This is a genomic window from Kitasatospora sp. NPDC058162, from assembly GCF_042884005.1.
GTDB lineage: Bacteria > Actinomycetota > Actinomycetes > Streptomycetales > Streptomycetaceae > Kitasatospora.
In genome coordinates this window covers 1-25950 of record NZ_JBHVUS010000063.1, presented here as the reverse complement: position 1 = coordinate 25950, position 25950 = coordinate 1, and the positions used below count along the sequence as shown (strand labels likewise).

General features: G+C 73.5%; 19 protein-coding genes. 13 read left to right on the top strand and 6 right to left on the bottom strand.

All coding sequences use genetic code 11. From position 1 onward, the window contains the following. Nucleotides 1–47 precede the first annotated feature (47 nt). Both ACFVXG_RS44955 and ACFVXG_RS44950 read left to right on the top strand, forming a co-directional pair. Nucleotides 48–599, top strand: coding sequence for a GtrA family protein (locus tag ACFVXG_RS44955; protein WP_387936315.1), 552 nt, complete (start codon nt 48–50; stop codon nt 597–599). Between the two features lie 25 nt (nt 600–624). After that, the gene (locus ACFVXG_RS44950) at nt 625–1839 is read left to right on the top strand and encodes an ROK family protein (RefSeq protein WP_387936314.1); all 1215 of its coding nucleotides are present in this window, start codon (nt 625–627) and stop codon (nt 1837–1839) included. Nucleotides 1840–1924: 85 nt separating this feature from the next. On the opposite strand, the gene ACFVXG_RS44945 is transcribed toward ACFVXG_RS44950, so the two are convergent. Then, entirely contained in the window at nt 1925–2959 is a 1035-nt protein-coding gene (locus tag ACFVXG_RS44945) for an ABC transporter permease (protein WP_387936313.1), read from the bottom strand. 342 nt (nt 2960–3301) lie between these two features. Between ACFVXG_RS44945 and ACFVXG_RS44940 the strand changes: the two genes are divergently transcribed. After that, complete coding sequence (locus ACFVXG_RS44940; RefSeq protein WP_387936312.1) at nt 3302–4855, top strand: MDR family MFS transporter; 1554 nt, start codon at nt 3302–3304, stop codon at nt 4853–4855. A gap of 130 nt (nt 4856–4985) precedes the next feature. On the opposite strand, the gene ACFVXG_RS44935 is transcribed toward ACFVXG_RS44940, so the two are convergent. Continuing rightward, nucleotides 4986–5234, bottom strand: coding sequence for a hypothetical protein (locus ACFVXG_RS44935; protein WP_360233519.1), 249 nt, complete (start codon nt 5232–5234; stop codon nt 4986–4988). Between the two features lie 26 nt (nt 5235–5260). Continuing rightward, nucleotides 5261–6442, bottom strand: a complete 1182-nt coding sequence (locus ACFVXG_RS44930; RefSeq protein ID WP_387936311.1) for an anion permease — start codon at nt 6440–6442, stop codon at nt 5261–5263. Between the two features lie 424 nt (nt 6443–6866). Here ACFVXG_RS44930 and ACFVXG_RS44925 point away from each other — a divergent pair, with 424 nt between their 5' ends. Continuing rightward, on the top strand, nt 6867–8375 hold the full coding sequence (locus tag ACFVXG_RS44925; protein WP_387936310.1) for a C40 family peptidase: 1509 nt from the start codon (nt 6867–6869) through the stop codon (nt 8373–8375). A 75-nt stretch (nt 8376–8450) separates the two neighbouring features. Here the strand turns inward: ACFVXG_RS44925 and ACFVXG_RS44920 are convergent, their stop codons facing one another. Continuing rightward, complete coding sequence (locus tag ACFVXG_RS44920) at nt 8451–10736, bottom strand: FdhF/YdeP family oxidoreductase (protein WP_387936309.1); 2286 nt, start codon at nt 10734–10736, stop codon at nt 8451–8453. A 184-nt stretch (nt 10737–10920) separates the two neighbouring features. Between ACFVXG_RS44920 and ACFVXG_RS44915 the strand changes: the two genes are divergently transcribed. The 3 genes from ACFVXG_RS44915 to ACFVXG_RS44905 all read left to right on the top strand — a co-directional run bounded on the left by ACFVXG_RS44915 (nt 10921) and on the right by ACFVXG_RS44905 (nt 16616). Next, complete coding sequence (locus ACFVXG_RS44915; protein ID WP_387936308.1) at nt 10921–12810, top strand: protein kinase; 1890 nt, start codon at nt 10921–10923, stop codon at nt 12808–12810. An 81-nt stretch (nt 12811–12891) separates the two neighbouring features. Next, entirely contained in the window at nt 12892–14748 is a 1857-nt protein-coding gene (locus ACFVXG_RS44910; RefSeq protein WP_387936307.1) for a protein kinase, read from the top strand. An 83-nt stretch (nt 14749–14831) separates the two neighbouring features. After that, nucleotides 14832–16616, top strand: coding sequence for a protein kinase (locus ACFVXG_RS44905; protein ID WP_387936306.1), 1785 nt, complete (start codon nt 14832–14834; stop codon nt 16614–16616). A gap of 27 nt (nt 16617–16643) precedes the next feature. Here ACFVXG_RS44905 and ACFVXG_RS44900 read toward each other — a convergent pair whose 3' ends face one another. Then, a complete protein-coding gene (locus tag ACFVXG_RS44900; protein ID WP_387936305.1) occupies nt 16644–18569 on the bottom strand; it encodes an FAD/NAD(P)-binding protein in 1926 nt (641 codons plus the stop codon). Further along, nucleotides 18566–19531, bottom strand: coding sequence for an amino acid ABC transporter permease (locus ACFVXG_RS44895; protein WP_387936304.1), 966 nt, complete (start codon nt 19529–19531; stop codon nt 18566–18568). The genes ACFVXG_RS44900 and ACFVXG_RS44895 overlap by 4 nt, the downstream gene beginning before the upstream one ends. 694 nt (nt 19532–20225) lie before the next feature. On the opposite strand from ACFVXG_RS44895, the gene ACFVXG_RS44890 reads away from it, so the two are divergent. From ACFVXG_RS44890 to ACFVXG_RS44865, 6 genes are all read left to right on the top strand, one after another. Continuing rightward, nucleotides 20226–21380 carry an LLM class flavin-dependent oxidoreductase gene (locus ACFVXG_RS44890; RefSeq protein WP_387936303.1) on the top strand — a complete coding sequence of 385 codons (1155 nt, stop codon included), beginning with the start codon at nt 20226–20228 and terminating at the stop codon, nt 21378–21380. After that, nucleotides 21377–21874: a GNAT family N-acetyltransferase gene (locus tag ACFVXG_RS44885; RefSeq protein ID WP_387936302.1), complete on the top strand. Its 498-nt coding sequence runs from the start codon at nt 21377–21379 to the stop codon at nt 21872–21874. The genes ACFVXG_RS44890 and ACFVXG_RS44885 overlap by 4 nt, the downstream gene beginning before the upstream one ends. An 89-nt stretch (nt 21875–21963) precedes the next feature. Continuing rightward, nucleotides 21964–22911: an ABC transporter substrate-binding protein gene (locus ACFVXG_RS44880; protein WP_387936301.1), complete on the top strand. Its 948-nt coding sequence runs from the start codon at nt 21964–21966 to the stop codon at nt 22909–22911. A 28-nt stretch (nt 22912–22939) separates the two neighbouring features. Beyond that, nucleotides 22940–23965: an amino acid ABC transporter permease gene (locus tag ACFVXG_RS44875; RefSeq protein WP_387936300.1), complete on the top strand. Its 1026-nt coding sequence runs from the start codon at nt 22940–22942 to the stop codon at nt 23963–23965. 65 nt (nt 23966–24030) lie between these two features. Next, entirely contained in the window at nt 24031–24783 is a 753-nt protein-coding gene (locus ACFVXG_RS44870; protein WP_387936316.1) for an amino acid ABC transporter ATP-binding protein, read from the top strand. A gap of 60 nt (nt 24784–24843) precedes the next feature. Continuing rightward, entirely contained in the window at nt 24844–25827 is a 984-nt protein-coding gene (locus tag ACFVXG_RS44865; RefSeq protein WP_387936299.1) for a transporter substrate-binding domain-containing protein, read from the top strand. Nucleotides 25828–25950 lie beyond the last annotated feature (123 nt).

Below are 25950 nucleotides of genomic sequence, written 5' to 3'. Positions count from 1 at the left end.
GTCCGGCGGATCCGCCGGACCGGCCCGCGGCGTGCCACACTGCGGAGATGCCGTCCCCCACGCAGCGCGTCCTGGCCCGGGTGCCGGCGCGGCTGCGGCCGTTCCTGGTGCGGCACCGCCGGCTGGTGAAGTTCCTGGTGGTCGGCAGCGGCTGCTTCGCCCTCACCACGGTGATCGACGTCGAGCTCAAGTTCACCGTCCTGGCGCACGCGCCGGTGGTGGCCCTCACGGTGGCCACGGTGATCGCCACCGTCGTCTCCTACGTGCTCAACCGCCGCTGGGCCTTCCGGACGGACGGGCGCCGACCGGAGGCCCTGCTGTTCTTCCTGGTCAGCGCGGTGGCGATCGGCGTCAACGTCATCCCGCTGGCGCTCTCCCGGTACGCCTTCGACCTGCGCGAGCCGTACATCGGCCCGTTCCAGCAGGAGGTCGCCGACTTCCTCAGCGGGATGGTCGTGGGCACCTTCGTCGCCATGCTGTTCCGCTTCTGGGCGATGCGGCGCTGGGTCTTCACCAGCCCCTCGGCCCGGGCGCACACCGGGCCGGAACCCGGTTACGCTGCACCCGAGATGCCACGGGATGTACCGGAAAGACCGTGACCGGAAAGACCGTGAGGTGAGAGTTATGCGCGGGGAGCCGGACGGCGTCCGGACCGGGCCCGCCAGCCAGCAGGGGATGCGCCGGGCCAACCTGGCCCTGGTGCTCGGGGTGATCGCGAGCGGGCCCCGCTCGCGCGCCGAGGTGGCCGCCGAGACCGGGCTGACCAGGGCCGCGGTCTCCTCGCTCGCCGAACAGCTGATCACGGCAGGCCTGGTCGTCGAGGAGGGCCCGACCGCGCCCAGCGGCAAGGTCGGCCGCCCCGGCACCGCGCTCGGACTCAACCCGCTGGGGCCCGGCGGCCTCGGCGCCGAGATCGGGGTCCGCCACCTCGGCGTCTGCGTGGTCGACCTGCGCGGCGAGGTCCGCGCCTGGCGGCGCCAGGAGAGCGCCAACCGCGGCCGGGAACCCGCCGCCGTCATGGCCGACCTCGCCCACCTGGTGCGCTCGGCCGTCGCCGAGTCGGGCCTGCGCCCGGCCGGACTGACCCTGGCCGTGCCCGGGCTGGTCGGCAGCGGCGGGGTGCTCCAGCGGGCCGCCAACCTCGGCTGGCAGGACGTCCCGCTGGCCCCCGAACTGCGCCCGGCGCTGCGCCTGGTCGGGGACGGCCTGGCCGCGCTGCCGGTCGAGGCGGACAACGAGGCCAACCTCGGCGGACTCGCCGAACGGTGGCTGGGCGAGGGCCCGGAGGACTTCCTGTACGTCTCCGCCGAGGCCGGCGTCGGCGCGGCCGTCGTGGTCGACGGCCGGCTGCTGCGCGGTGCGCGCGGCTACGCGGGCGAGCTGGGCCACGTGCCCGTCCACCCGGAGGGGCGGCGCTGCGCCTGCGGCGCGCACGGCTGCCTGGAGCAGTACGCGGGCGAGGAGGCGGTGCTGCGCGCGGCCGGGCTGGCCGGGGCGCGCGGCGACTGGGTGACGCTGCTCGCCGAACGCGCCGCCGCCGGGGACGAGCCGGCCCGGGCGGCCCTGGCCGGGGCCGGTTCGGCGCTCGGCATCGCCGCCGGCGGGGCGGTCAACCTGCTGGACCCGGCCGAGGTGGTGCTGGGCGGCGGCTACGCCCGGCTGGCGCCCTGGCTGCTGCCGGCGATGCGGCACGAGCTGGCCGCCCGGGTGACGGTGCGGCCCTGGGCGGACGAGCGGCTGAGGGTCTCCCGGCTCGGCCGGCGTGGGCCGCTGCTGGGCGCGGCGGTGGGCGTGGTGCGCGCGATCGTCGCCGACCCCGGGCGGCTCGCGGGCGGCTAGAGGCCCTGAGCCCGTCCCCTACCCCTGCGGAACGCGAACGGGCCCCCGGCCGTGCTGGCCGGGGGCCCGTTCGGTGCTGCGGGCGTCAGGCTGCGGGCGCCTCGGTGGCGGCCTCGCGCGGGCCGCGCAGGACGGCCAGGAAGGCGATGCCGATGCCGATCACCGCCCAGGCCACCAGGACCAGGATCGGCATGCCCAGGTTGGTGGAGCCGAAGTAGGCGATCGACTTGGTGGCGCTGGTGCCGGCGCCGTTCGGGATCAGCGAGCCGATCGCCCGCCAGAACGGCGGCATCATCGGGGCCGGGTAGACGCCGCCGGCGCTCGGGTTGCCGAGTACCACGAAGACCAGTACCGCGAGGCCGATGCCGATGATGCCGAACAGGCACTGCAGCGCCATGGTGAAGGCGCCGACCGTGAACACCACCAGGGCGCCGATGGCGGTCAGGGCCAGGATCGAGCCGGGCATCGCATCCAGCACCGGTCCGGCGATGATCGTGCCGCCGAGGCCGGCACCGACCGAGTACAGCGCCAGGACGCCGAGGCGGATCAGCAGGCGGTGGACGTTGGCCGGCTTGGAGCCGGCGCTGATGCCGAGGATGGAGGCGACCAGGTAGCCGCCGACGCACCAGCCGATGACCAGGTAGAAGCCGGTGAGCCCGTTGGTGTCGCCCTTGGCCAGCGGCACGACGTCCTCGACCTTGACGGTGCGGCCCTGGGCCTTGTCCAGCGCGGTGGTGATGCTCTCGGCGGCCTTGGCCGCGGAGGTGCCGCGGGCGCCGCCGGTCAGCAGGGTGTCCTCGGTGCCGGTCGGGTTCACCACCAGCGCGGCGTAGATCTTCTGGTCCTTGATCTGCTGGGTCGCCGTCTCGGCGTCCGGCGCGGTGACCGGCTTGACCGCCTCGTCCGGCACCGACTCCAGGGCCTGGACCAGCTTGGGCGTGATCTGCGGCGGGGCGACCACCGCGATCGACAGCTTGTGCGGGGTCGGGTGGTGCAGCGCCCCGACGTACGAGGTGATGAAGCCGAGCTGCAGCAGCAGCACGCCGATCACCAGCAGTGCCGCACGCGGTGTGACCGCGCCCTTCAATTCGGCGATGAATCCCTGCCCCGGGGCGGTCATCCACATCTCCTTGCGTATCGGCGGAAAACGGATACTTAATACCATGAACTAACTAGCTTGTCCTACCTCCCGCGCCGGTTCTCGGCCACTGCCGCTGGGCGATACCGACGCCGTGGCGGACGAGGAGTGCCTGGTGGTGACGGGGCGTCGGGTGGGGGCGGGGGCCCGACGGGCCGCGAGGGAGTGGCGGAACTCTCACGTCGGGCGGGGCTTTACTTGGACTTGAAGAAGGTTGCCTTACTCAACTATCGGCCGTATGGTTGCTTAAGGCAACGAATTTTCACGCCCGCACACCCACGCCCGCCGCGCCCCCCACTCCGCCCGCCTCGCCGAAGGACCCAGATGACCGCGACCACCCAGGCCTCGACCGGCACCGCCGCCGCCGTCGACGACCGCCCGATGACCCACCGGCAGGTGATGGAGGCACTGTCCGGCCTGCTGCTCGGCCTGTTCGTGGCCGTGCTCTCCTCGACCGTCGTCTCCAACGCCCTGCCGCACATCCTCACCGACCTGCACGGCGGCCAGTCCGCCTACACCTGGGTGATCACCGCGGCCCTGCTCACGCTGACCGCCTCCACCCCGATCTGGGGCAAGCTCTCCGACCTGGCCAGCAAGAAGCTGCTGCTCCAGATGGCCCTGCTGATCTACATCGCCACCTCGGCGCTGGCCGGCCTCTCGCAGAACACCGGCGAGCTGATCGCCTGCCGCGCCCTGCAGGGCATCGGCGCCGGCGGCGTCGTCGCGCTCGGCCAGATCTGCCTGGCCGCGATGGTCCCGCCGCGCGAGCGCGGTCGGTACAGCGGCTACTTCGGCGCCGTGTTCGCCCTCGCCACCATCGGCGGCCCGCTGATCGGCGGCGTCATCGTCGACACCTCCTGGCTCGGCTGGCGCTGGTGCTTCTACGTCGGCATCCCGTTCGCGCTGGCCGCGATCCTGGTGGTGCAGCGCACCCTCAAGCTGCCGGTGGTCAAGCGCTCGGTGAAGATCGACTACCTCGGCGCGCTGGTCATCACCGGCGCCGTCAGCCTGCTGATGATCTGGATCACCCTGGCCGGCACCAACTACCCGTGGCTGTCCTGGCAGACCGCGGCGATGGTCGGCGGCGGCCTGCTGCTGGCCGCGCTGGCCGTCGTGGTCGAGCGCCGCGCCGCCGAGCCGATCATCCCGCCGTCGCTGTTCAAGTACCGCACCGTCACCCTGGCCGCGATCGCCAGCGTGCTGGTCGGCGTCGGGATGTACGGCGCGACCACCTTCCTCAGCCAGTACTTCCAGCTCGCCCGGGACAAGTCCCCGACGATGGCCGGCCTGATGACCCTGCCGATGATCCTCGGCCTGGCGGTCTCCTCCACCGTGGCCGGCCGGCTGATCACCAAGTACGGCAAGTGGAAGGCCTACCTGGTCACCGGCACCGCGCTGCTCGCGATCGGCTTCGGCCTGCTCGGCACCATCCGGGTCGACACCAGCTACGGGCTGCTCTCGCTCTACATGGCGCTCACCGGCATCGGTCTCGGCCTGACCAGCCAGAACCTGGTGCTCGCGGTGCAGAACACGGTGCCCCGGCACGAGCTCGGCGCCGCCAGCTCCGTGGTCACCTTCTTCCGCACCATGGGCGGCGCGATGGGCGTCTCCGCGCTGGGCGCGCTGATGACCAACAAGGTCGGCCACTACCTGACCGAGAACCTGGCCGCGGCGCACATCCCGGCCGGGCACGCGGCGGCCGGCGGCGGCATCCCGGACCTGGCGAAGCTGCCGGCCCCGATCCTGCCGCTGGTGACCGACGCCTTCGGCCACGGCGTCGGCACCGTCTTCCTCTGGGCCGCGCCCTTCGCGGCGCTGGCCTTCGTCACCGTGCTGTTCATCCGGGAGACCGCGCTGAGGACCACCCAGGAGGGCTGACCGGCGACGGGGAACGCGCAGGCGCGAACGCCGACGGGCCGGGGAGAGTTCGACTCTCCCCGGCCCGTCGGCGTTCTGCGCGGGTCCTGCTACGGCGCGGGTGTTGCTGTGTCGGGGGTGTCGCTAGGCCTTACGGCGCGGCGATCAGCACCAGGCCGTAGACCACGGCGCAGGCGCAGAGCGCGAAGCAGGCGTACGCGCCGGCCAGCAGGGCGGGCTTGCCGCCGCCGGCCGCCTGGCCGCCCGCCTCGCGGGAGCTCAGCGCGGCCTCCCGGCGGGACAGCGCCAGGATGCCGAGGGCGAAGACGGCCACCACGGCGACGGTGACGCCGAAGCTGATGCCGGCGGTCTGGGCCAGGGCGTTCCACTTGATGTGCATGGTGAAGACTCCTCAGCCTGCGGCGCTCAGGCCGCGACCGTGGTCGAGGCGGGGGTGGGGGCGGCGGTGGCCGGGGTGGTGGTGACCTCGACGGGGGTGACCTCGGGGACGTCGTTGACGTTGTCCGCGCTGACCGGCTGGCGGCGGGAGATCATCCACATCGTGGCCGAACCGGCCACCAGCACGGCGCCGACCACGGCGACGCCCCAGCTGCCCTGGCGGGCCAGCACGGCCGCCCCGCCGGAGACCAGGCCGGCGGCCGGCAGGGTCAGGCCCCAGGTGTAGACCATGCGGCGGACCAGGCTCCAGCGCAGCTCCGGCTTCGGGCCGCCGAGGCCGGCGCCCATGATGCCGCCGGTGCAGACCTGGGTGGTGGAGAGGCCGAAGCCCATGTGCGAGGAGGTCAGGATGACGGTCGAGACGGCCGACTCGGAGGCGAAGCCCTGCAGCGGCTTGATGTCCGCCAGGCCCTTGCCCATCGAGCGGATGATCCGCCAGCCGCCCATGTAGGTGCCGAGCGCGATCGCGCCGCCCGCCGAGACGATCACCCAGGTGGGGGGCAGCGCGCCGTGCGGCAGGGCGCCGACCGAGACCAGGGTCAGGGTGATGATGCCCATCGTCTTCTGGGCGTCGTTGGTGCCGTGCGCCAGCGAGATCAGCGAGGAGGAGAAGATCTGGCCGGTCTTGAAGCCCTTGTCGGTGGCCGCGCCGTTGCCCTTGCGGGTGATCGCGTAGGCCAGCTTGGTGGCGCCCCAGGAGGCGAGACCGGCGACCAGGGGGGAGGCGACCGCCGGGATGATGATCTTGGTGATCACGGTGTCGAAGTTGACGCCGTTCATGCCGACGCCGACGATCGTGGCGCCGATCAGGCCGCCGTACAGCGCGTGCGAGGAACTGGACGGCAGGCCGCGCAGCCAGGTCAGCAGGTTCCAGAGGATCGCGCCGGCCAGGGCGGCGAAGATGATCTCCGGGTGGACGCCCGCCTTCTCGTTGACGATGCCGCCGGAGATGGTGGTGGCGACCTTCACCGACAGGAACGCGCCTGCGAAGTTCAGCAGGGCCGCGATGGTGACCGCGACCTTCGGACGAAGGGCCCCGGTGGCGATCGCGGTGGCGGACGCGTTCGCGGTGTCGTGGAACCCGTTGGTGAAGTCGAAGGCGAGCGCTGTGATGATCACAACGGCTACCAGGAACGAGATGTGTTCCATACCCAAACAATCGTCGTAGTTGTCGCACGGACGTTGGTGACGTCGCGACCGTAGGTCTGTTGGGTAAACGGAAGGTGAACTGGGCCGGGAATCGTGGTTCCGTTGGTGTCCCACCGATGGCCGGGAGCTTTCGGAGGGGTGACCTGGGCCGCGCTGAGCTGGACATTAGCGGAGAACATCCCGGTTCGTCCCCGTTTGCTGAGAGCTGTCTCACAGATGCCGCTCTGCTCGACGGTTCAATCGAGAATTAACCTCCCGGTCCGCGTGCGCTCTGTTTCCGCCGAGTAACCCGTGGGAGGATCTGCGGGATCGTCCCCGGGGGAGCCCGCGGACGGCGCCACCGGGCAGGGCAGGGCAAGGGCGGGGAGGACCACCCATGGGCGGGGCTGGAGAGCGCACGGAGAGATCAGGAGTACGCCCCTGGGTGCGGGCGGCCCTGAGGTGCGGGGCCGTTCTCGCGGCCGCCGCGCTCGCGCTGCCGGTCGCCACCCAGGCCGCCTACGCCGCACCCGACCCGGGCACCGGCATCGCCGCCGCCCCCGGCACCGACCCGCTCGCCGCGGCCAAGGCCACCCTCGGCCCGCTGCTCGACCAGCTGCACGGGCTCTACCAGAGCGCCGAGGCCGCCACCGAGCAGTACAACGGCACCGTGGCCAAGGTCGCCGAACAGCAGGCCGCGCTCACCGACCTCCAGGGCCGGCTCGACCGGCAGCAGAAGCAGGTCGACGCCGGGACGGACATCGCCTCCCAGCTCGCCGCCGCCCAGTACCGCAACGGCGCCTCCTCCGCCTACGCCGAACTCCTGCTCTCCAAGGACCCGTACGAGGCCGTCACCATCGCCGAACTGCTGGCCGCGGCCAGCCGCTCGCAGTCCGAGTTCCTGGACAAGCTGAAGGCCGACCGGGAGTCGCTCGACGGCCTGAAGAAGCAGACCGAGGAGGCCCTCAAGGCCTCCCAGGCGCTGGTCGTCCAGCAGGACGCCGCCAAGGCCAAGGTCGCGGCCGACCTCGCCTCGGTCGAGCAGTTGGTCTCCTCGCTCACCGGCGCGCAGCGCACCGAACTCGAACAGCTGGAGAAGGCCAAGGCCGACGAGGCCCAGCTCGCCTTCCTCGCCTCCGGGGCCCTCGGCAAGGGCGAGCGCACCCCCTCGCTGACCGGTCGCGGCGCCGTCGCCTTCGCGCTCGCCCAGATCGGCAAGCCGTACCTGTGGGGCGGCACCGGCCCGGACTCCTACGACTGCTCCGGCCTCACCTCGCAGGCCTGGCTGCACGCCGGGAAGGCGATCCCGCGCACCAGCCAGGAGCAGTGGGCACAGCTCCAGCACGTGCCGCTCAACCAGCTGCGGCCCGGCGACCTGGTCGTCTACTTCCAGGACGCCTCGCACGTCGCGATGTACATCGGCGGCGGACTGATCGTCCAGGCGCCGCGGCCGGGGGCCTTCATCAAGGTCTCGCCGATCGGCTCGATGGCGATCCTCGGCGCCGTCCGGCCCGACCCGGACGGCGCGGCCGACGACGCCGGCGGCGCCTGGAAGGTGCCGGACCTGCCGAAGGGCTGGGACTCCGTCACCCCGATCGCGCCCAGCCCGGCCAACCAGACCCCGGCCCCGCCGGCCCCCGGCGGCACCCCGGCCACGCCCGCCCCGGGCGGCACCGGCACCCCGACCGGGACGCCGTCCGGCACCGGCACGCCGACGCCGACCGACCCGGGCACTCCGACGGGGACGCCCACCGGCACGCCGACGCAGACCCCGACGGGTACGCCGACGCAGACGCCGAGCGACAAGCCCACCCAGACCCCGACCGGCACCGGCACGCCGACCCAGACCCCGACCGGTACCGGGACCCCGGGCGCCACCGGCTCGTCCGGCGCCTCCGCGCCGGGCAGCCCCACGGCCACGCTGCCGCTGGGCCTGGGCGGCCTGCTGCACTGACCCGGCACTCACCGACAGAGGCCGCCCCACGTCACCGGACGTGGGGCGGCCTCCGTGCTGTCCGGGGGCGCCTCGCTACCCGGCGGCGCCGCTGTCGGGTTCGAAGCGGACCACGACGGCCTTGGAGGTGGGGGTGTTGCTGATGTCCGCGGTGGAGTCGAGCGGCACCAGCACGTTGGTCTCGGGGTAGTAGGCCGCCGCGCCGCCGCGGGCGACCGGGTAGTGGACGACGCGGAAGTGTGGGGCACGGCGCTCGGTGCCGTCCGTCCACTCGCTCACCAGGTCGACGTACCGGCCCTCGGCGAGGTCGAGTTCGGCGGCGTCGGCCGGGTTGACCAGGACGACCCGGCGGCCGCCCTTGATGCCGCGGTAGCGGTCGTCCAGGCCGTAGATCGTGGTGTTGTACTGGTCGTGGGAGCGCAGGGTCTGCAGCAGCAGGCGGCCCGGCGGGACCTCCGGGGCGGTCAGCGGGTTGACCGTGAAGTTGGCCTTCCCGGTGGCGGTGGGGAAGGTGCGGGTGTCGCGCGGGCCGTGCGGGAGGGTGAAGCCGCCGGGGCGGCGGACCTTCTCGTTGAAGTCCTCGAAGCCCGGCACCACCCGGGCGATCCGGGCGCGCAGGGTGTCGTAGTCGGTCGCGAAGTCCTCCCACGGCACGGTGTCCTGCGGGCCGAGGACGCTCCGGGCGAGGCGGCAGACGATCGCCGTCTCGGAGAGCAGGCCGGGGGCCGGCGGGCGCAGACCGCCGCGGGAGGAGTGGACCTGGCCCATCGAGTCCTCGACGCTGACGAACTGGGCGCCGGCGCCGGTGACGTCCCGGTCGGTGCGCCCGAGGGTGGGCAGGATCAGGGCGCGGGCGCCGGTGACCACGTGCGAGCGGTTGAGCTTGGTGGAGACGTGCACGGTCAGCCGGCAGCGGCGCATCGCGGCCTCGGTGACCTCGGTGTCCGGCGTCGCGGCGACGAAGTTGCCGCCCATCGCGAAGAACACCTTGACCTTGCCGTCGCGCATCGCCCGGATGGTGTCGACCGAGTCGAGGCCGTGCTCGCGCGGCGGCTCGAAGCCGAACTCCCCGCCCAGCGCGTCGAGGAAGGCCGTCGACGGCCGCTCGAAGATGCCCATGGTGCGGTCGCCCTGGACGTTGCTGTGCCCGCGCACCGGGCACACCCCGGCGCCGGGGCGGCCGACGTTGCCGCGCAGCAGCAGGAAGTTGACCACCTCGCGGATGGTCGGCACGGCGTGCTTGTGCTGGGTGAGGCCCATCGCCCAGCAGACGATGATCTTCTTCGAGGCCAGCACCAGCCGACCGAGCTCCTCGATCTGCTCCCAGGGCAGGCCGGTCGCCGCCAGCACCTCGTCCCGGCTCGTCTTCCCCGCCTGCTCCTCGAACTCCTCGAAGCCGTGGCAGTGTTCGGCGACGAAGGCGCGGTCCACGCCGTCCGCCTCCAGGATGATCCGGTTGAGCGCGCGGAACAGCGCCAGGTCCCCGCCGAGGCGGATCTGCAGGAACAGGTCGGTCAGCTTGGTGCCGTGGCCGACCAGGCCGCGGGCGTTCTGCGGGTTCTTGAACCGCTCCAGGCCCGCCTCCGGCAGCGGGTTGACGCTCACCACGGTGGCACCGGCCCGCTTGGCGCGCTCCAGCGCGGAGAGCATCCGGGGGTGGTTGGTGCCCGGGTTCTGGCCCGCCACGATGATCAGGTCGGCCTGGTAGAGGTCCTTGAGGCTGACGCTGCCCTTGCCGACGCCGAGCGTCTCGGTGAGCGCCGAACCGGACGACTCGTGGCACATGTTGGAGCAGTCCGGCAGGTTGTTGGTGCCGAGCCGGCGGGCGAACAGCTGGTACGCGAACGCGGCCTCGTTGCTGGTCCGGCCGGAGGTGTAGAAGGCGGCGCCGTCCGGGGTGTCCAGGGCACGCAGCTCCTCGGCGATCAGCGCGAAGGCGTCGTCCCAGGAGACCGGGGTGTAGTGGGTGGCGCCCTCGTCCAGCAGCATCGGCTGGGTGAGCCGGCCCTGCTGGCCCAGCCAGTAGCCGGAGCGGTCGGCCAGGTCGGCGACCGGGTGGGCGGCGAAGAACTCGGCCCGGATCCGGCGCTCGGTGGCCTCCTCGGCGACGGCCTTGGCGCCGTTCTCGCAGAACTCGGCGGTGTGGGTCTTGTCCGGCTCGGGCCAGGCGCAGCCGGGGCAGTCGAAGCCGTCCGGCTGGTTGACCTTGAGCAGGGTGGCGAGGGTGCGCCGGGCGCCCATCTGCTCGGCGGCCATCCGCAGGCTGTGACCGACGGCGGGCAGGCCGGCGGCCGCGTGCTGGGGTGCGGACACCTCGGGGGCGTCCTGCACCGGGTCGCTCTGCGGGGCCTGCTTGGCCATGACTGCGCTCCTCGGGGCTGTGCTGCTGCGAGCCGTCGCACCGTTGCGCGGCTCCCTCCCATCCTTCCACCTGGGCCATCGCGGGGGGAGGGCCGTCGGTCATCGAGGGGGGAGGGCCGTCGGTCATCGAGGGGGGAGGGCCGTCGGTAGAGTCTGGGCGTCACAACGGGAGGGGGAGGGGCGCGTGCGAGTCGGAGACGTCCTGGACGGTCGGTACGAGCTGCAGGAGAAGCTCGGTCAGGGCGGTTTCGGGGTGGTCTGGCGGGCCCAGGACACCCGGATGCGGCGGCCGGTGGCGGTCAAGGTCATCGGGCACCACGGCGGCGACCAGGCGAAGGCCGCGCTGCGCTTCGTCCGGGAGGCCTGCGCGGCCGGGAACCTCTCGCACCCGCACATCGTGACCGTGCACGACCTGGGGCAGAGCGCACTCGGCGACCAGGAGGTCACCTTCCTGGTGATGGAGCTGCTCACCGGGCGCACCCTGACCGAGGTGCTCCGGGCGGGCCTGCCCGAGCCCGCGCTCAGCCTGCGCTGGGGGCGGGAGATCTGCGGGGCCCTGGCGGCCGCGCACGACGCCGGCATGGTGCACCGGGACATCAAGCCCGACAACGTGATGGTCACCGACGCCGGGCACCTGAAGGTGCTGGACTTCGGCATCGCCCAGCTGGACACCGGCGCCGGTGGGCTGACCACCACCGGGACGATCGTCGGCAGCCCCGCCTACATGGCGCCGGAGCGGTGGACCGGCGGCCGGGTGGACGGGCGGGCCGACCTGTACGCGCTGGGCTGCGTGCTGGTCGAACTCTTCACCGGGGCACGGCCGTTCACCGGGGACTCGACGCCGGTGCTGATGTACCAGCACCTCAACGAGCCGCCCCCGGCGCTGGACCCGGCGCAGTTCGGGCTGCCGCCGCAGGTGGCCGGGCTGGTCGCGGAGCTGCTGGCCAAGGACCCGCAGGAGCGGCCGGCCGACGCCCGTACGGTCGAGCGGCGGCTCGCCGAGCTGGCCGGGTGGCCGGGCGGCGGGGCGGTGGCGGTGGCGGCGGTGCCGACGGTGGTGGACCGGGCGGCTGCGGGCGGCTCCGGTGCTTCGGCTGCTGTCGTTGCGGTGGGGCCGGTCGGGCCTGTGGTGCCTGTGGTGCCGCCCGCTCCGGTGGCGCCGCCCGCCGTTCCCGCACCGGTCGTGCCGCCTGCGCCGCCCGCGCCTGCCGCGCCGCCCTCGGCTTCGGTGCTGTCCCCGCTGACCACCCCGCCGGTGGTCGCCGCCCCGTCGGCCGGGGACCCCGTGCGGGACGGGCTGCGCGCGCGCCGCTCGGCCGCGTACCGGGCCGCGACGGCGGGCGAGTCGGCGATCCTGCTGCAGACGATCGCCCAGGAGAGCGTCACCGCGCTCGGCGCGGGCGACCGGGACACCCTGGGCGCCTGGCGGGACTTCACCTGGTACCTCAGTCGGACCGGGGACCTGGACGGCGCGATCCGGCTGCTGTCCAGCGTCGTGGCCGACATGGGCTCCGCGCTCGGCCCGACCGACCCGGACACCCTGGGCGCCCGCTACCACCTCACCTGGTGCATCGGCGAGAGCGGCTCGGCCGTCACCGCGATCCGGCTGCTGCGCGAACTGCTGCCGGACCTGACCGCGGCCTGGGGCCCCCAGGACAGCCGGGTCCTGAAGGCCCGGCACGACCTCGCCGTCCACCAGGCCAACCGGGGCGACCTCCAGGCCGCGGTGGTGCAACTGCACGCGCTGCTGCCCGACCTCGCCCGGATGCTGGGCGACCACCACCCGAGCACCGTCCAGGCCTGGCAGGACCTGGCCGGCTACCAGCAGCGGCTCGCCCAGGCCGGCCGCAAGGGCGGCGGCCACCGCCGCCGGGCGCCGAGGATGAGCCCGATCGAGGCCCTGGTGCTGGTCCGGCGGCTGCGGGTGTGGGACTTCGGCACCGACCAGGAGGGCGCCGCCTGCGTCACCGCGCTGGAGCGGGGCATCGGCCTCAAGGGCGTCGCCGACCTGGTCTTCGATGCGCCGGACCACGTCTCGGACGAGGACCTGGTGGAGGAGATCTTCGGCCCCTGAGGCCGGCGACCGAGGCCGAGGCGCGGTGTGGTGGGCCGCTCTCGCTAGAGTCGGTGGGTACACGGCCGACGGGGAGGGCATGTGCGAGTCGGTGAGGTCCTGGACGACCGGTACGAGCTGCGGGAGAAGCTCGGCGAGGGCGGGTTCGGGGTGGTCTGGCGGGCCGAGGACACCCGGGTGCGGCGGCCGGTGGCGGTCAAGGTCATCCGGCACGACGACGGCGACCAGGCGAAGGCCGCGCTGCGGTTCGCCCGGGAGGCGTCGGCGGCGGGCAACCTCTCGCACCCGCACATCGTCACCGTGCACGACCTCGGCCACAGCGAGTCCGACGAACAGCAGGTCACCTACCTGGTGATGGAGCTGCTCACCGGCCGCACCCTGACCCAGGTGATCCGGGAGGGCAGGCCGGAGCCGCAGCAGGGCCTGCGCTGGGCGCGGCAGATCTGCGAGGCCCTGGCGGCCGCGCACGACGCGGGCATGGTGCACCGGGACATCAAGCCCGACAACGTGATGATCACCGAGGACGGCATCCCGAAGGTGCTGGACTTCGGCATCGCCCAACTGGACACCGGGGCCAGCGGGTTGACCACCGTCGGCACGGTGATCGGCAGCCCGCCGTACATGGCGCCGGAGCGGTGGACCGGCGGCCGGGTGGACGGGCGGGCGGACCTCTACGCGCTGGGCTGCGTGCTGGTCGAACTCTTCACCGGGAAGCGGCTGTTCAGCGGGGACTCGACGCCGGTGCTGATGTACCAGCACCTCAATGAGCCGCCCCCGCCGGTGGATCCGGTGAAGTACCGGCTGCCGCGCCAACTGCCCGAGCTGCTGGCCCAGTTGCTGGCGAAGGAGCCGGCGGAGCGGCCGGCCGACGCCCGGACGGTCGCCCGGCGGCTCGCGGACCTCGCGGAGGGCCGGGAGCTGCCGCCGGCGCCCGTCGACGCCCGGGCCGTGGCGGACCGGACCGTGGTGGACCGGGCTCCCGCGGCCCCGCCGGTCAAGCTCGTCAAGCCGGTCCGGCGGCGCGTCCAGGCCCGGGAGTCCAGGGGGCCGAAGCTGCGCCCGGTGGGCCGGCCCGCACTGGAATACCCCCAGCCGGCGCCCGGCGCCGCCCGGGGCGGGCGGCCCGCCCAGCCGCCGGTGCCGGTCGAGGACGCGGCGGTCGTCCGAGCCCGGCTGGCGCAGGCCGTACGGGTGGCGCGGGACGAGCGGCCGGCGCTGGCCGCACACCGGTTGCGTCCGATGGTGGAGGCCGCCCAACGGGCGCTCGGCGCGACCGATCCGGAGGTGGTCGCCGCCCGACGGGACCTCGCGTGGAACCTTGGGAAGTTCGGCCGGGTGGCCGAGGCCTTCCGACAACTGGAGGGCGTGGCTGAGGACTTGGCCTCCGCGCTCGGGCCGGTCGATCCGCTCGCCCTGGAGGTGCGGTACGACTTGACCGCACTGGTCCGGGAGAGCGACCGGCCGGCCACCGCGCTGCGCCTGCTGACCGCGCTGCTGCCCGCGCTGAGGTCGGCCCGGGGCCCGAGCGGCACGCTCGTCCTCCAGGCCGGTGCGGACCTCGCGGCCTGCCAGGCGCGGCTGGGCGACTTCCCGGGCGCGGCGGCGCGGTTGGAGGAACTGCTGCCCCAGCTGGTCGAGGCCTTCGGCCCGACCGACCGGCGGTGCATGCAGGCCCGGGTGGACTTGGTGGAGTACCGCAGGCAGTCCCGGTTCCACCGTGCGCCGAACCGGATCGCCCGGGCCTTGCGGCTGCGGATCGACCGCGACCGGGTGCTCCGGCTGGTCGGGTGGATCCGGAAAGCGGGCGGGGAGCCCGTCCCGGAGCTGGTCCGCGAGCTGGAGCGCGGGACGGGCGTCAAGGGCGCCGGGGAGCGTGTGATCGCCGCGCCGCCCTTCGTGACGGACGAGGACCTGGCGGTGGAGATCTTCGGCTCCTGAGTTCCGACTCCTGGGTGCGGTGGAGCCCGGAAGGGGTGGGGTAGGGTCCGGGCGTTGCGGGGCACTCGGTGGGGGAGGGGCGCGTGCGAGTCGGGGACGTTCTCGACGACCGGTACGAGCTGCGGGAGAAGCTCGGCGAGGGCGGGTTCGGGGTGGTCTGGCGGGCCGAGGACGCCCGGATGGGGCGGCCGGTGGCGGTCAAGGTGATCGGCCACTTCGGCGGTGACCAGGCGAAGGAGGCGCTGCGGTTCGCCCGGGAGGCGTCGGCGGCGGGCAACCTGTCCCACCCGCACATCGTCACGGTGCACGACCTCGGGCAGGGCGAGCTCGCCGGGCGGGAGGTCACCTTCCTGGTGATGGAGTTGCTGACCGGCCGCACCCTGACCGAGGTGCTGCGCTCGGGACCGCCCGAGCCCGCGCTCAGCCTGCGCTGGGTGCGGGAGATCTGCGAGGCGCTGGCGGCGGCGCACGACGCCGGTGTGGTGCACCGGGACATCAAGCCGGACAACGTGATGGTCACCGACGCCGGGCGGCTCAAGGTGCTGGACTTCGGCATCGCCCAACTGGGCACCGGGGCGGGTGGGTTGACCACCACCGGGACGATCGTCGGCAGCCCGGCGTACATGGCGCCGGAGCGCTGGCGGGGCGATCCGGTGGATGGCCGGGCGGACCTGTACGCCGTCGGCTGCCTGCTGGTCGAACTCCTCACCGGGACCAGGCCGTTCCGGGCCGACCTGCCGGCGGCGATGTTCGAGCACCTGACCAAGCCCTCGCCCGGGCTGGATCCGGCGGCCTACGGGCTGGCGCCACAACTGGCGCTCCTGGTGGCCGAGTTGCTGGCCAAGGAGCCGCAGGACCGGCCGGCCGACGCCCGGACCGTGGCCCGCCGGCTCGCCGAGCTGGCCGAGTGGCGCGGCGACCCCTCGGCCCCGGCCCCGGCCCCGGCGCCGGTCGCGGGGCAGCCGGTCGCGGGGGAGCCGGCCGACACCCCGCCGCCGGCGGACGCGCCCCCGCCCCTGCCGCGCAGCACCCCGCCGATGGTCGAGGCTCCGCAGCCGACCGGGGACCCGGTCCGGGCCCGGCTGCAGGAGCTCCGTACGGCCGCCTGGCGGGCGGCGGACGCGGCCGAGTCGGCGAGCCTGCTGCACGCACTGGCCCGGGAGTGCCTCGCAGTGCTCGGCGAGGCGGACCGGGACACCCTGTGCGCCCGGCGCGACCACGCCTGGTACCTCGGCCGGGCGAGCACCCCGGAGTCCGCCGTCCGGCTGCTGCTGCCGTTGGCCGAGGAGATGGCCCGGGCACTCGGCGGGGCCGACCAGGACGCCCTGGTCGCCCGCTACCACCTGGCCCGCTGCGTGGCCGACAGCGGTGAGACGGTGACCGCGATCCGGCTGCTGACCGGCCTGGTGGAGGCGGCGGACGCCGCCTGGGGCGGGCAGGACGACCGGGTCGTCCGGGCACGGCGCGAGCTGGCGGCGCTGCAGGCCGGACGGGGCGACTTCCCCCGTGCCGTACGGCAGTTGCGGACGCTGCTGCGCGCCTTCGCCGGGATTCCGGCGGCGTCCACCCCGCAGCTGGACCCGGTCAGGGCGGAACTGGCCCACTACGAGCGTGAGTCGGTGCTGGCCGGGCGCAAACGCGAGCAGCGGTGGTCCCGGCGCCCGAAGACCAGCCGGGGCGAGACCTTCCGGCTGGTCCGGGCGCTGCGCGCCGATTCCGCCGACTTCCGCGTCGGCGAGGTCGAGCTGCGGGTCTGGCGGGACGCCCTGGACGAGGCGACCGGTCATCGGGGTGTCGCCGACCGGGTGGAGCGGGCCCCCTGGTACGTGACGCCCGAGGACCTCACGGAGGAGCTCTTCGGACCCTGACGGCGTCCTCCGGAGCCCCCAGGACCCTCATCCCACCAGTGCTGCCGCCGGGAGCGCCGCCAGCGCCCGCAGCAGGGCGCGGGCCGCGGCGTCGTTCTGCCGGAAGCCCGGCGAGTTGGTGCGCGGCCGGGCGAAGGCGGCGGCCGCGCGCAGGCTGGTGTGCGGGCCGAGCGCGGTGCGGCGCGGGTGCGGGGCGCCGCCCAGGGCCGGGTCGATCAGCCGGCTGTCGGCGGGGTCGATGGTGACCAGTCCGGAGCGGTGGGTGTGCTCCTCGTCGGCCACCACCTCCTCCGACACCCGTCCGGCGCGGTGCAGTTCGCCCAGCACCGGGTCGAGGGTGCGGGCCAGCGCGTGCTTGGGCAGGTAGGCCTCGACCAGTGCGGTGGCGGTGACAGTGTGCCCGGGCACGGTGGCGCCGGAGGCCCGCCAGGTGCCGGTGGCCTCGTCCCGTTCGACCCGTACGCCCGCACCGAGGAAGCGCACCACCCCGGCCTCGGAGAGCGCGAGCAGTTGGCGCAGCCGGAAGCCGGGCGGCCCGGAGGCGAGGAAGCTGAAGTAGCCGAAGAACCACTCATCCACGTCCTCGGCGACCGAGCGGGCGGTGAGCCGGCCGGAGGCCAGGATCCGGGGGAGCTGGCCGAACAGCGACAGCAGGGCGAGGAAGGCGCCCAGGTCGGCGCTGTGGGCCGGGTCGGCGCGGCGGTCGGCGTCGGCGGTGACGTACCCGCGCAGCTGGGCCTGGAGTTCCTCGGCGGAGCCGAGTTCGAGCCCGGCCAAGGGGTGGTCGAGCCGTTCGAAGTCGATCCGGTCGGCCGGGTCGGGGACGGCCTCGGCGACCAGCGCGGCGAGTTCGGGGGAGTACCAGTCGTACCGGTCGTACCGGGCCAGGAAGTCGGGCCAGGGCAGCGCGGTGCGGTCCGGGTGGGCGTGGAACAGTTCGTGGTAGTGCCCGAAGCCGATCTCCTTGGCCATCAACGGCCAGACGTCGCGACGGAGTCGGAGCGGCCGGCCGGTGGCGAGCAGGGCGTCCACGGCGGCCGCGTCGAAGTACCGGGGGAGCGGGGCGGGCGGCCCCTGGAGCCGGTAGCCGGTCTTGGAGTGGTAGGGCACGCCGCGCCGGGAGCCCAGGTGCAGCACCGGTTCGCGGCCGGACGGGAGGTAGCGCAGGGCGGGCCCCTCGCCGGTGGGCTCGAAGCGGCCGCCGCGCCCCTCGGTGAGCATCGCGAGGAGGTCCACGGCGGCCAGGCCGAAGCCGCGCAGCACCACCTGCTCGCCGGGCGCGATCCTGGCCAACTCGGTCTCGACGTCGGCGGAGTAGGCGGGCGGGAGGTGGAAGCGGCCGTGCCGGGCGGCGAACCCGGCGTCGTCGGCGTGCCGGGGGTGCGGGGCGGAGTCGAGGTGGCCGAGGGTGAGGGCGACGTGGTCGGCGGTGAGGGTGGTGCCGTCGAGGTGGACGGTCTGCGGCCCGTCGGCCGGGCCGTCGATCCGCCGTACGGTGCTCCGGTGGACGGTGACCGTGACGTGGGCCGGCAGGTCGGCGACGGCGCGGCGGAACACCCAGTCCAGGTAGGCGCTCTGGGCGCGCCGGGTGGGGAAGTCGGTGGGCGCCAGGGCGTCCAGCTCGGCCCGGACGGCCGGGTCGGTGACCTCCCGGTAGGGCGCGAACTCCCGTTGCCGGAGCGCCCATTCGGCCAGCGAGGGGCCGGGGCGGACCGGGCCCTCGATGGTGGCGCGCTCGTCGGTGAACATGGTGACGTCCTCGGCCATCGAGTTCATCCGCAGTAGCGGGGACTGGTCGTGGCGCCAGATCCGGCCCGCGCCGGGCGGGTACGGGTCGACCAGGTGGATCTCCAACGGCCGGTCGGCGGGCAGCAGTTCGGCGGCGTTGGCGGCGATCCGCTCCAGCAGGCCGGTGCCGCGCGGCCCGGCGCCGACGATCACGAGCGTCGTCATGCCCGGACCACCTTGCCGAAGGCGGCGCGGGCGCGCTGCAGCGGGGTGGGCGGCAGGCCGTCCCGGGTGGCGCCCTTGGCGAAGTGGCGCTCGACGTAGTACTGGCCGATCGACAGCACGGTGGTGACCACCAGGTACCAGAGGGTGGCGACCATCAGCATCGGGATGACCTGGTAGGACTGCAGGTAGACCAGCTGCACCGAGTAGAGCAGGTCGGAGACCGCCAGCACGCTGACGATGCTGGTGCCCTTGAGCGCGCCGATCAGCATGTTCCCGGCGGTCGGCACGATCGCGCGCATCGCCTGCGGCACCACGATCCGGCGCAGCACCCGCCACCGCCCGAGACCGAGTGCGGCGGCGGCCTCCAGCTGGCCGCGGTCGACCGAGAGGATGCCGCCGCGGATCACCTCGGCGGCGTACGCGGTCTCCAGCAGGGTGAGGCCGATGACGGCGGTCAGGGTGGGGCCGATCAGGTTGACGGTCTTGACCGTGACGAACTCGGGGCCGAAGGGGATGCCGAGGCCGAGGGTCGGGTAGAGCGCGCCGATGTTGAAGAAGAACAGCAGCTGCACCAGCGGGGGAGTGGACCGGAAGATCCAGATATAGGCCCAACTGAGCGTGCGCAGCACCGGGTTGGTGGACAGCCGCATGGTGGCGAGGGCGGTGCCGAAGACGAAGCCCAGGGCGAGGGTGACGGCGGTCAGCCAGAGGGTCAGGGTGAGGCCGTCCAGGACGGACCGGGCGGTGAACCACTCGGCGACCACGCTCCACTGGAAGGCCTTGTTGCGGATCACCGAGCCGACCGCCATCGCGGCCAGCAGCAGGGCGACGGCCGCGGCGATCCACTGTCCGGGCTTGCGGCGGGCGACGATCCGGGCCTCGGGGGCCGGGGCTGGCGGTGAACCCTCGACGAGGGCGAGGGTGGGGGCGGGTGCGGGCAGGACGTCCTGCGGGGTGGCCATGGCGGCGGCTCCTGGGCGGAGGGCGGGCGGGGAGAGGTACGGGTGTGATCACGTACGGGCCCTCGGGCGCCGGCCCGCGTCCCTCAACGCGGTCGGCGCAGCGCACTGCACTCCGTCTCGATCGTACGCGTGCACGATCGACGGCTGTCAAGGGTGATCGGTGGACGATCGGATCGCGGTCGGGGCCGCTCACGGCGCGTAGGGAAGGCGACAGGAGATCGCAACAGTGCGGCAATGATGAATGGTTGACGTACCGCTCGACCGACTGCTCAACTTGAAGCCATGTACGCCGAGCAGCCCCTGGTCACCCGCGACCACATCGACTTCGGTCGAGTGTGGTCCGCGGCGTGTCGCGGCTGACCCGGCAGCGGGCCGCCCGTCCGGCCCTGATCCCCTTCGGGGAGTCCTCCCTCGGTGTGCCCCGTCGCGGGCCGGGAACCGTCGTCCGTAGCACGAGCTGACGGACCGTCAGGCGCACGCTGCCGCCTCGCACTTCACCACCCTCCTCGCTCTGCGCTCCGGCAGTTCCCTCGCGCCCTCCTCCGCTCGCGTCCCCACTCCCTCGCACCCCGTCACCGCCGCACCCCGTCACCGCCGCACCCGTCACGCGCCCGACGGCCGCGCCCCGCCGCGGCCGCCTCCGGTCCGCCCACCCGCGGCCCGCCGGAGTCAGCCCACCCCGAAAGGTTCCGCCATGCCCGTCGAATTCCTCGGCATCGCCGCCACCGGCGACGGTTCGGAGACCAGCCCGCGCACCACCGCCTCCTTCGACCGCGACTACACCCTGCGGCTGGCCCGGGCGCACGAGGACCACGGCTGGGACCGGGTGCTCTTCGCGTACGGCTCCGGCTCCCCGGAGCCCGCGGCCGCGGCGGCCTTCCTCGCCTCGCACCTCGACAAGCTGCAGATCCTGCTCGCGCACCGGCCGAACGTCTCCTACCCGACCTTCGCCGCCAAGACCTTCGCGACCCTCGACCGGATCAGCGAGGGCCGGCTGACCGTCCACTTCATCACCGGCGGCACCGACCACGAGCAGCAGCGCGAGGGCGACTTCCTCACCAAGGACCAGCGCTACGAGCGCACCCGCGAGTACATCGGCATCGTGAAGAAGGCCTGGACCAGCCGGGAGCCCTTCGACCACGAGGGCCCGCACTACCGCTTCAACGACTTCGTCTCCGACGTCTTCCCCGTCCAGCAGCCGCGCCCGGCGGTCTCCTTCGGCGGCTCCTCGGACGCCGCCTACGCGGCCGGCGGGGCCGAGGCCGACATCTACTGCCTGTGGGGCGAGCCGCTGGCCCGCACCGCCGAGCAGATCGAGCGGGTGAAGGAGGCGGCCCGCGCCGCCGGACGGACCGACCTGCCGCGGATCCAGGTGGCGTTCCGGCCGATCATCGCGCCGACCGAGGAACTGGCCTGGGAGAAGGCACACCGCACGGTGGCCGCCATCCGGGCCCGCCGGGAGAGCGGCGAACTCGCCCCCCGCCGCCGCCCGGTCACCGCCCAGCCGGAGAACACTGGCTCCCAGCGGCTGATCGAGATCGCCGAGGCCGGCGAGCGCTACGACCGCGCGCTGTGGACCCCGACCGCGGCGGCCACCGGCGGGGCCGGCAACTCCAACGCCCTGGTCGGCACTCCGGAGACGGTCGCCCAGGCCCTGCTGGACTACTACGACCTCGGCGTGGACATCCTCTCCGCGCGCGGCTACCACCTGCTGGACGACGCGATCGACTTCGGCCGGTACGTCATCCCGATCGTCCGCGAGGAGGTCGCCAAGCGGGACGCCGCCAAGGCCGAGGCGGCGGCCCGCGCCGAGCGGGACCGGCACCAGCTGATCGCGGTGCAGGCGTGAGCCCGGTACCGGCCCGGGAGTTCCGCCGGGTCACCCTGGCGGACCCGCTGGTCGAACCGCTGCTGCGCGAGCTCACCCACGAGTACGTCACCCGCTACGGCCCCGACGCCCACCAGGAGATGACCCGCTACCCGGTCGACGCCTTCGCCGAGCCGCACGGAGTGCTGCTGCTCCTGCTGGAGGACGGCGAACCGGTGGCCGGCGGCGCGTACAAGCGGTACGACGAGCACACCGCCGAGGTGAAGCGGATGTGGACCCACTCCGCGCACCGCCGCCGCGGCCTGGCCCGCCGGGTGCTCGCCGAACTGGAGCTGACCGCCGCGGCCGTCGGCTACCGCCGTATCTACCTCACCACCGGCCCGCGCCAGCCCGAGGCCAAGGGCCTCTACCTGGCCGCCGGGTACACCCCGCTGTTCGACGTCGCCGCCGATCCGCTGACCATCGGCCCGCTCCCCTTCGAGAAGCCCCTGCCCGCGCTGGTCCCGACCCACTGACGCCGGCCCCGGCGCACTGACCCGCGCTGGTCCCGACCCACTGACCCGCGCCCACCCCGCCCCGGCCCCGACCCACCGAAAGGCCCCCCGTGAGAACCACCACCGTCCGCCGCCGCCTCCTCGCGACCACCGCCCTGCTGCCGGTCCTGGCACTGGCCGCGTGCGGCTCGGACCCGAAGATCGCGGGCGCGGCCGGGGCGGGCGGGCCGGCCGCCACCGCCACCGAGGACGTCGTCTCCGGCCTGGGGAAGTCGGAGACCGCCGCCGCACTGCTGCCCGAGGAGGTGCGCAAGTCCGGGGTGCTGAAGTTCGGTTCGTCCTTCGGCGCCCCGCCCAGCGCCTACTACGCCGACCAGGCCACCAAGAAGCCGGTCGGGGTCGACGTGGACTTCACCGACGCCGTCGCCAAGGTCCTCGGCCTGACGGTGCAGCGCCAGGACGCCGCCTTCGAGACCATCCTGCCCGCCCTGGACAGCGGAAAGTTCGACGTCGGCACCGGGAACTTCGGGGTCACCACCGCGCGCCTGAAGACCATCGACTTCGTCACCTACATCGACGACGGCCAGGGCTTCGCGGTGAAGAAGGACAACACCGCGGTCCAGCCGGTCACCGACCTGACCCAGCTCTGCGGGCTGACCATCGGCACCGGCGCCGGCACCACCTTCGAGACCACGCTCAACAGCAAGAAGAACGTCTGCACCGACGCCGGGAAGAAGCCGTACGAGGTGAAGGCGTTCAGCGAGGGCGGCGCCCTGCTGACCGGCCTCCAGCAGGGCCGGGTGGACGTCGAGATGTCCACCATCAACGGGCTGCGCCACCAGGCCGCGCAGGAGGCCGCGGGGGTGCGCTTCCTCAACGAGTTCCACCGGCTGGACGTCGGCTTCGCCTTCAAGAAGGGCTCCCCGCTCACCCCGGCCTTCCAGGCGGCGGTCAACCAGCTGATCAAGGACGGGACGTACGAGCGGATCCTCCGGAAGTGGGGGCTCACCGACTCGGCGATCAAGGAGTCGCAGATCAGTCCGCCCGAACACCCGTGACCGACGGGCCAGTTGAAGGAGTCTCCCGATGACCACCAGTACCCAAGCAGCGCCGTCCCCGCCCAGACCCGCCCCCGACCCCGCCCCCGGACCCGGGCTCGACGCCGAGGAGCTGGACGGCCTGCGGACCGTCCCCGCCCGGCACCCGTGGCGCTGGGCGGCCGGCACCGCCGCCCTCGTCGTCCTGCTCCAGTTCCTGCACGGCCTGGCCACCAACCCCGGCTGGGACTGGGCCACCTTCCGGCTCTACTTCACCGCCGACACCATCCTCCAGGCGATCGGCCGCACCCTCGAACTCACCGCCTACGGCACCGTGCTGGGCTTCGCGCTCGGCGCCGTGGTGGCCGGGATGCGGCTGTCCCGCAGCGCGGTGCTGCGGACCATCGCCTGGGCGTACGTCTGGGTGTTCCGCTCGATCCCGCTGATCGTCCAGCTGGTGTTCTGGTTCAACCTCTCCTACCTCTACAAGCGGTTCGGCTTCGGCATCCCGTTCGGCCCGACCTTCGGTGACTTCGAGACGGTCGGGGTGCTCGGCGCGCTCGGCGCCGCGGTGCTCGGCCTCGGACTGCACCAGGCCGCGTTCGCCGCCGAGATCATCCGCGGCGGCATCATCGCGGTGGAGGCCGGCCAGCGCGAGGCCGCCGCCGCGCTCGGCATCCCGCGCTGGCGGCAGGCCTGGCGGATCGTGCTGCCGCAGGCCATGCGGGGGATCCTGCCGGCCGCCGCCAACGAGGTGATCTCGCTGCTCAAGGGCACCTCGGTGGTCTACGTGATGGCCATCGGCGAGCTCTTCTACCAGGCCCAGGTGATCTACGGCCGGACCGGTCGGGTGGTGCCGCTGCTGATGGTGGCCACGGTCTGGTACGTGGTGCTGACCACGGTGCTGTCGATCGGCCAGTACTACGTCGAGCGCTACTTCGCCCGCGGCGCCCGGCGCACCCCGCCACCCACCCCGCTGCGGCGGCTGCGGACGCTGCTGGCCGGCCTGCCCGCCCGCGCGGACGCCCGCACCGCCGCCCGTACCGCAGCCCGCACCTCCGGAGGAACCCCGTGACCACGCTGACCAAGGCCGACCCGACCCCGCCGGCCGACCGCGCCGACGCCACCGGGGCCGCCCCGATGGTGCAGGTCCGCGGCCTGTACAAGAGCTTCGGCCGACTGGAGGTGCTGCGCGGGGTCGACCTGGACGTCCCGGCCGGCTCGGTCACCGTGGTGCTCGGCCCGTCCGGCTCCGGCAAGTCCACCCTGCTGCGGGCGATCAACCACCTGGAGAAGCTCGACCGCGGCTACGTCGCGATCGACGGCGAGCTGATCGGCTACCGGCGCGCCGGCGACCGGCTGTTCGAGCTCAAGGAGCGCGAGGTGCTGCGCCAGCGCACCGGCATCGGCTTCGTGTTCCAGAACTTCAACCTCTTCCCGCACCTGACCGTGCTGGAGAACCTGGTCGAGGCGCCGATCGCCGCGCTGGGCCGCCCCCGGGCCGAGGCCAGGGCGGCAGCGCTGGCACTGCTGGAGCGGGTCGGGCTGGCCGACAAGGCCGCCGCCTACCCCCGACAGCTGTCCGGCGGGCAGCAGCAGCGGGTGGCGATCGCCCGGGCGCTGGCCCTGGAGCCCAAGGTGCTGCTGTTCGACGAGCCCACCTCCGCGCTCGACCCCGAACTGGTCGGCGAGGTGCTGGACGTCATCAAGGACCTCGCCCGCAGCGGCACCACGATGATCGTGGTCACCCATGAGATCGGCTTCGCCCGCGAGGTCGCCGACACGGTGGTGTTCATGGACGGCGGGGTGGTGGTCGAGCAGGGCCCGCCCGCAGAGGTCCTGGACCGTCCGCGGCACGAGCGCACCCGGACCTTCCTGGCCAAGGTGCTGTAACACCTCTCCGTCCCCTCTCCCCTCTCCCCGAACCCCCTTCACCCGAGCAGGAGTTCCGCCATGTCCCTACCCCGTCGCGCCCTCGTGACCGCCGCCGGCTCGCTCGCCGCCGCCCTCGTCCTGGCCGGCTGCGGCAGCGGTGCGACCGGCGCCTCGGCGGAACTCGCCCCGGCCAAGGGCAGCACGGCGCCGGACGGCACCGTGGTGAACCTGTCGCCGCAGCAGAACCGGGTGTCCACGGCCAAGGTCGACGCGATCGCGGCGCTGGTCCCGGAGGAGATCCGGAGGAGAGGCACCCTGAAGGTCGTCGACTCGATCGGCACCACCCCGCCGCTGGACTTCTACGCCAACGACGACAAGACGATCATCGGCGTCGAACCGGACATCGCCTCGCTGATCGGCGACGTGCTCGGCCTCAAGGTCGAGCTCAACCCGGTCTCCTGGGAGAACATCTTCGTCGGCCTGGACAGCGGCAAGTACGACGCGGGCCTGTCCAACATCACCGTCACCGAGGAGCGCAAGGAGAAGTACGACTTCGCCACCTACCGGCTGGACGTCCTCGGCTTTGAGACCAAGAAGGGCAGCGGGATCAAGGTCACCGGCGCCAAGGACCTGGCCGGCCGGTCCGTCGGCGTCGCCACCGGCACCAACCAGGAGAAGCTGCTGATCTCCTGGAGCGAGGAGAACGTCCGCAACGGGCTCAAGCCGATCGACATCAAGTACTTCTCCGGCACCGAGTACTACCTGGCGCTCTCCTCCGGCCGGATCGACGTCTACACCGGCCCCAACCCCAGCCTCTCCTTCCACGCCGTGCAGACCGGCGAGACCGAGGTGGTCGGCACCTACTCGGGCGGCGGCGCGGACGTCCTCGGCAAGATCGCGGCGACCACCCACAAGGACAACGGCCTGGTCAAGGCGCTCAACGGCGCGCTCAACGAGGTGATCAAGAACGGGACGTACGGGCAGGTGCTGAAGCGCTGGGGCCTGGAGAACGAGGCGGTCCAGACCTCCGAGATCAACCCGGTGGGCCTGCCGAAGCCCTAGGGCCGGTCGCCAAACTCCCGCCTGCGGGGCGACGCCGGGGCACGCGCCTCGCCGCGTTGTCGTCGGTCGCCGATGCTCCGCATGGACTCCCTCCTCCGCCTTGCGATGCACGCACCCCAACGC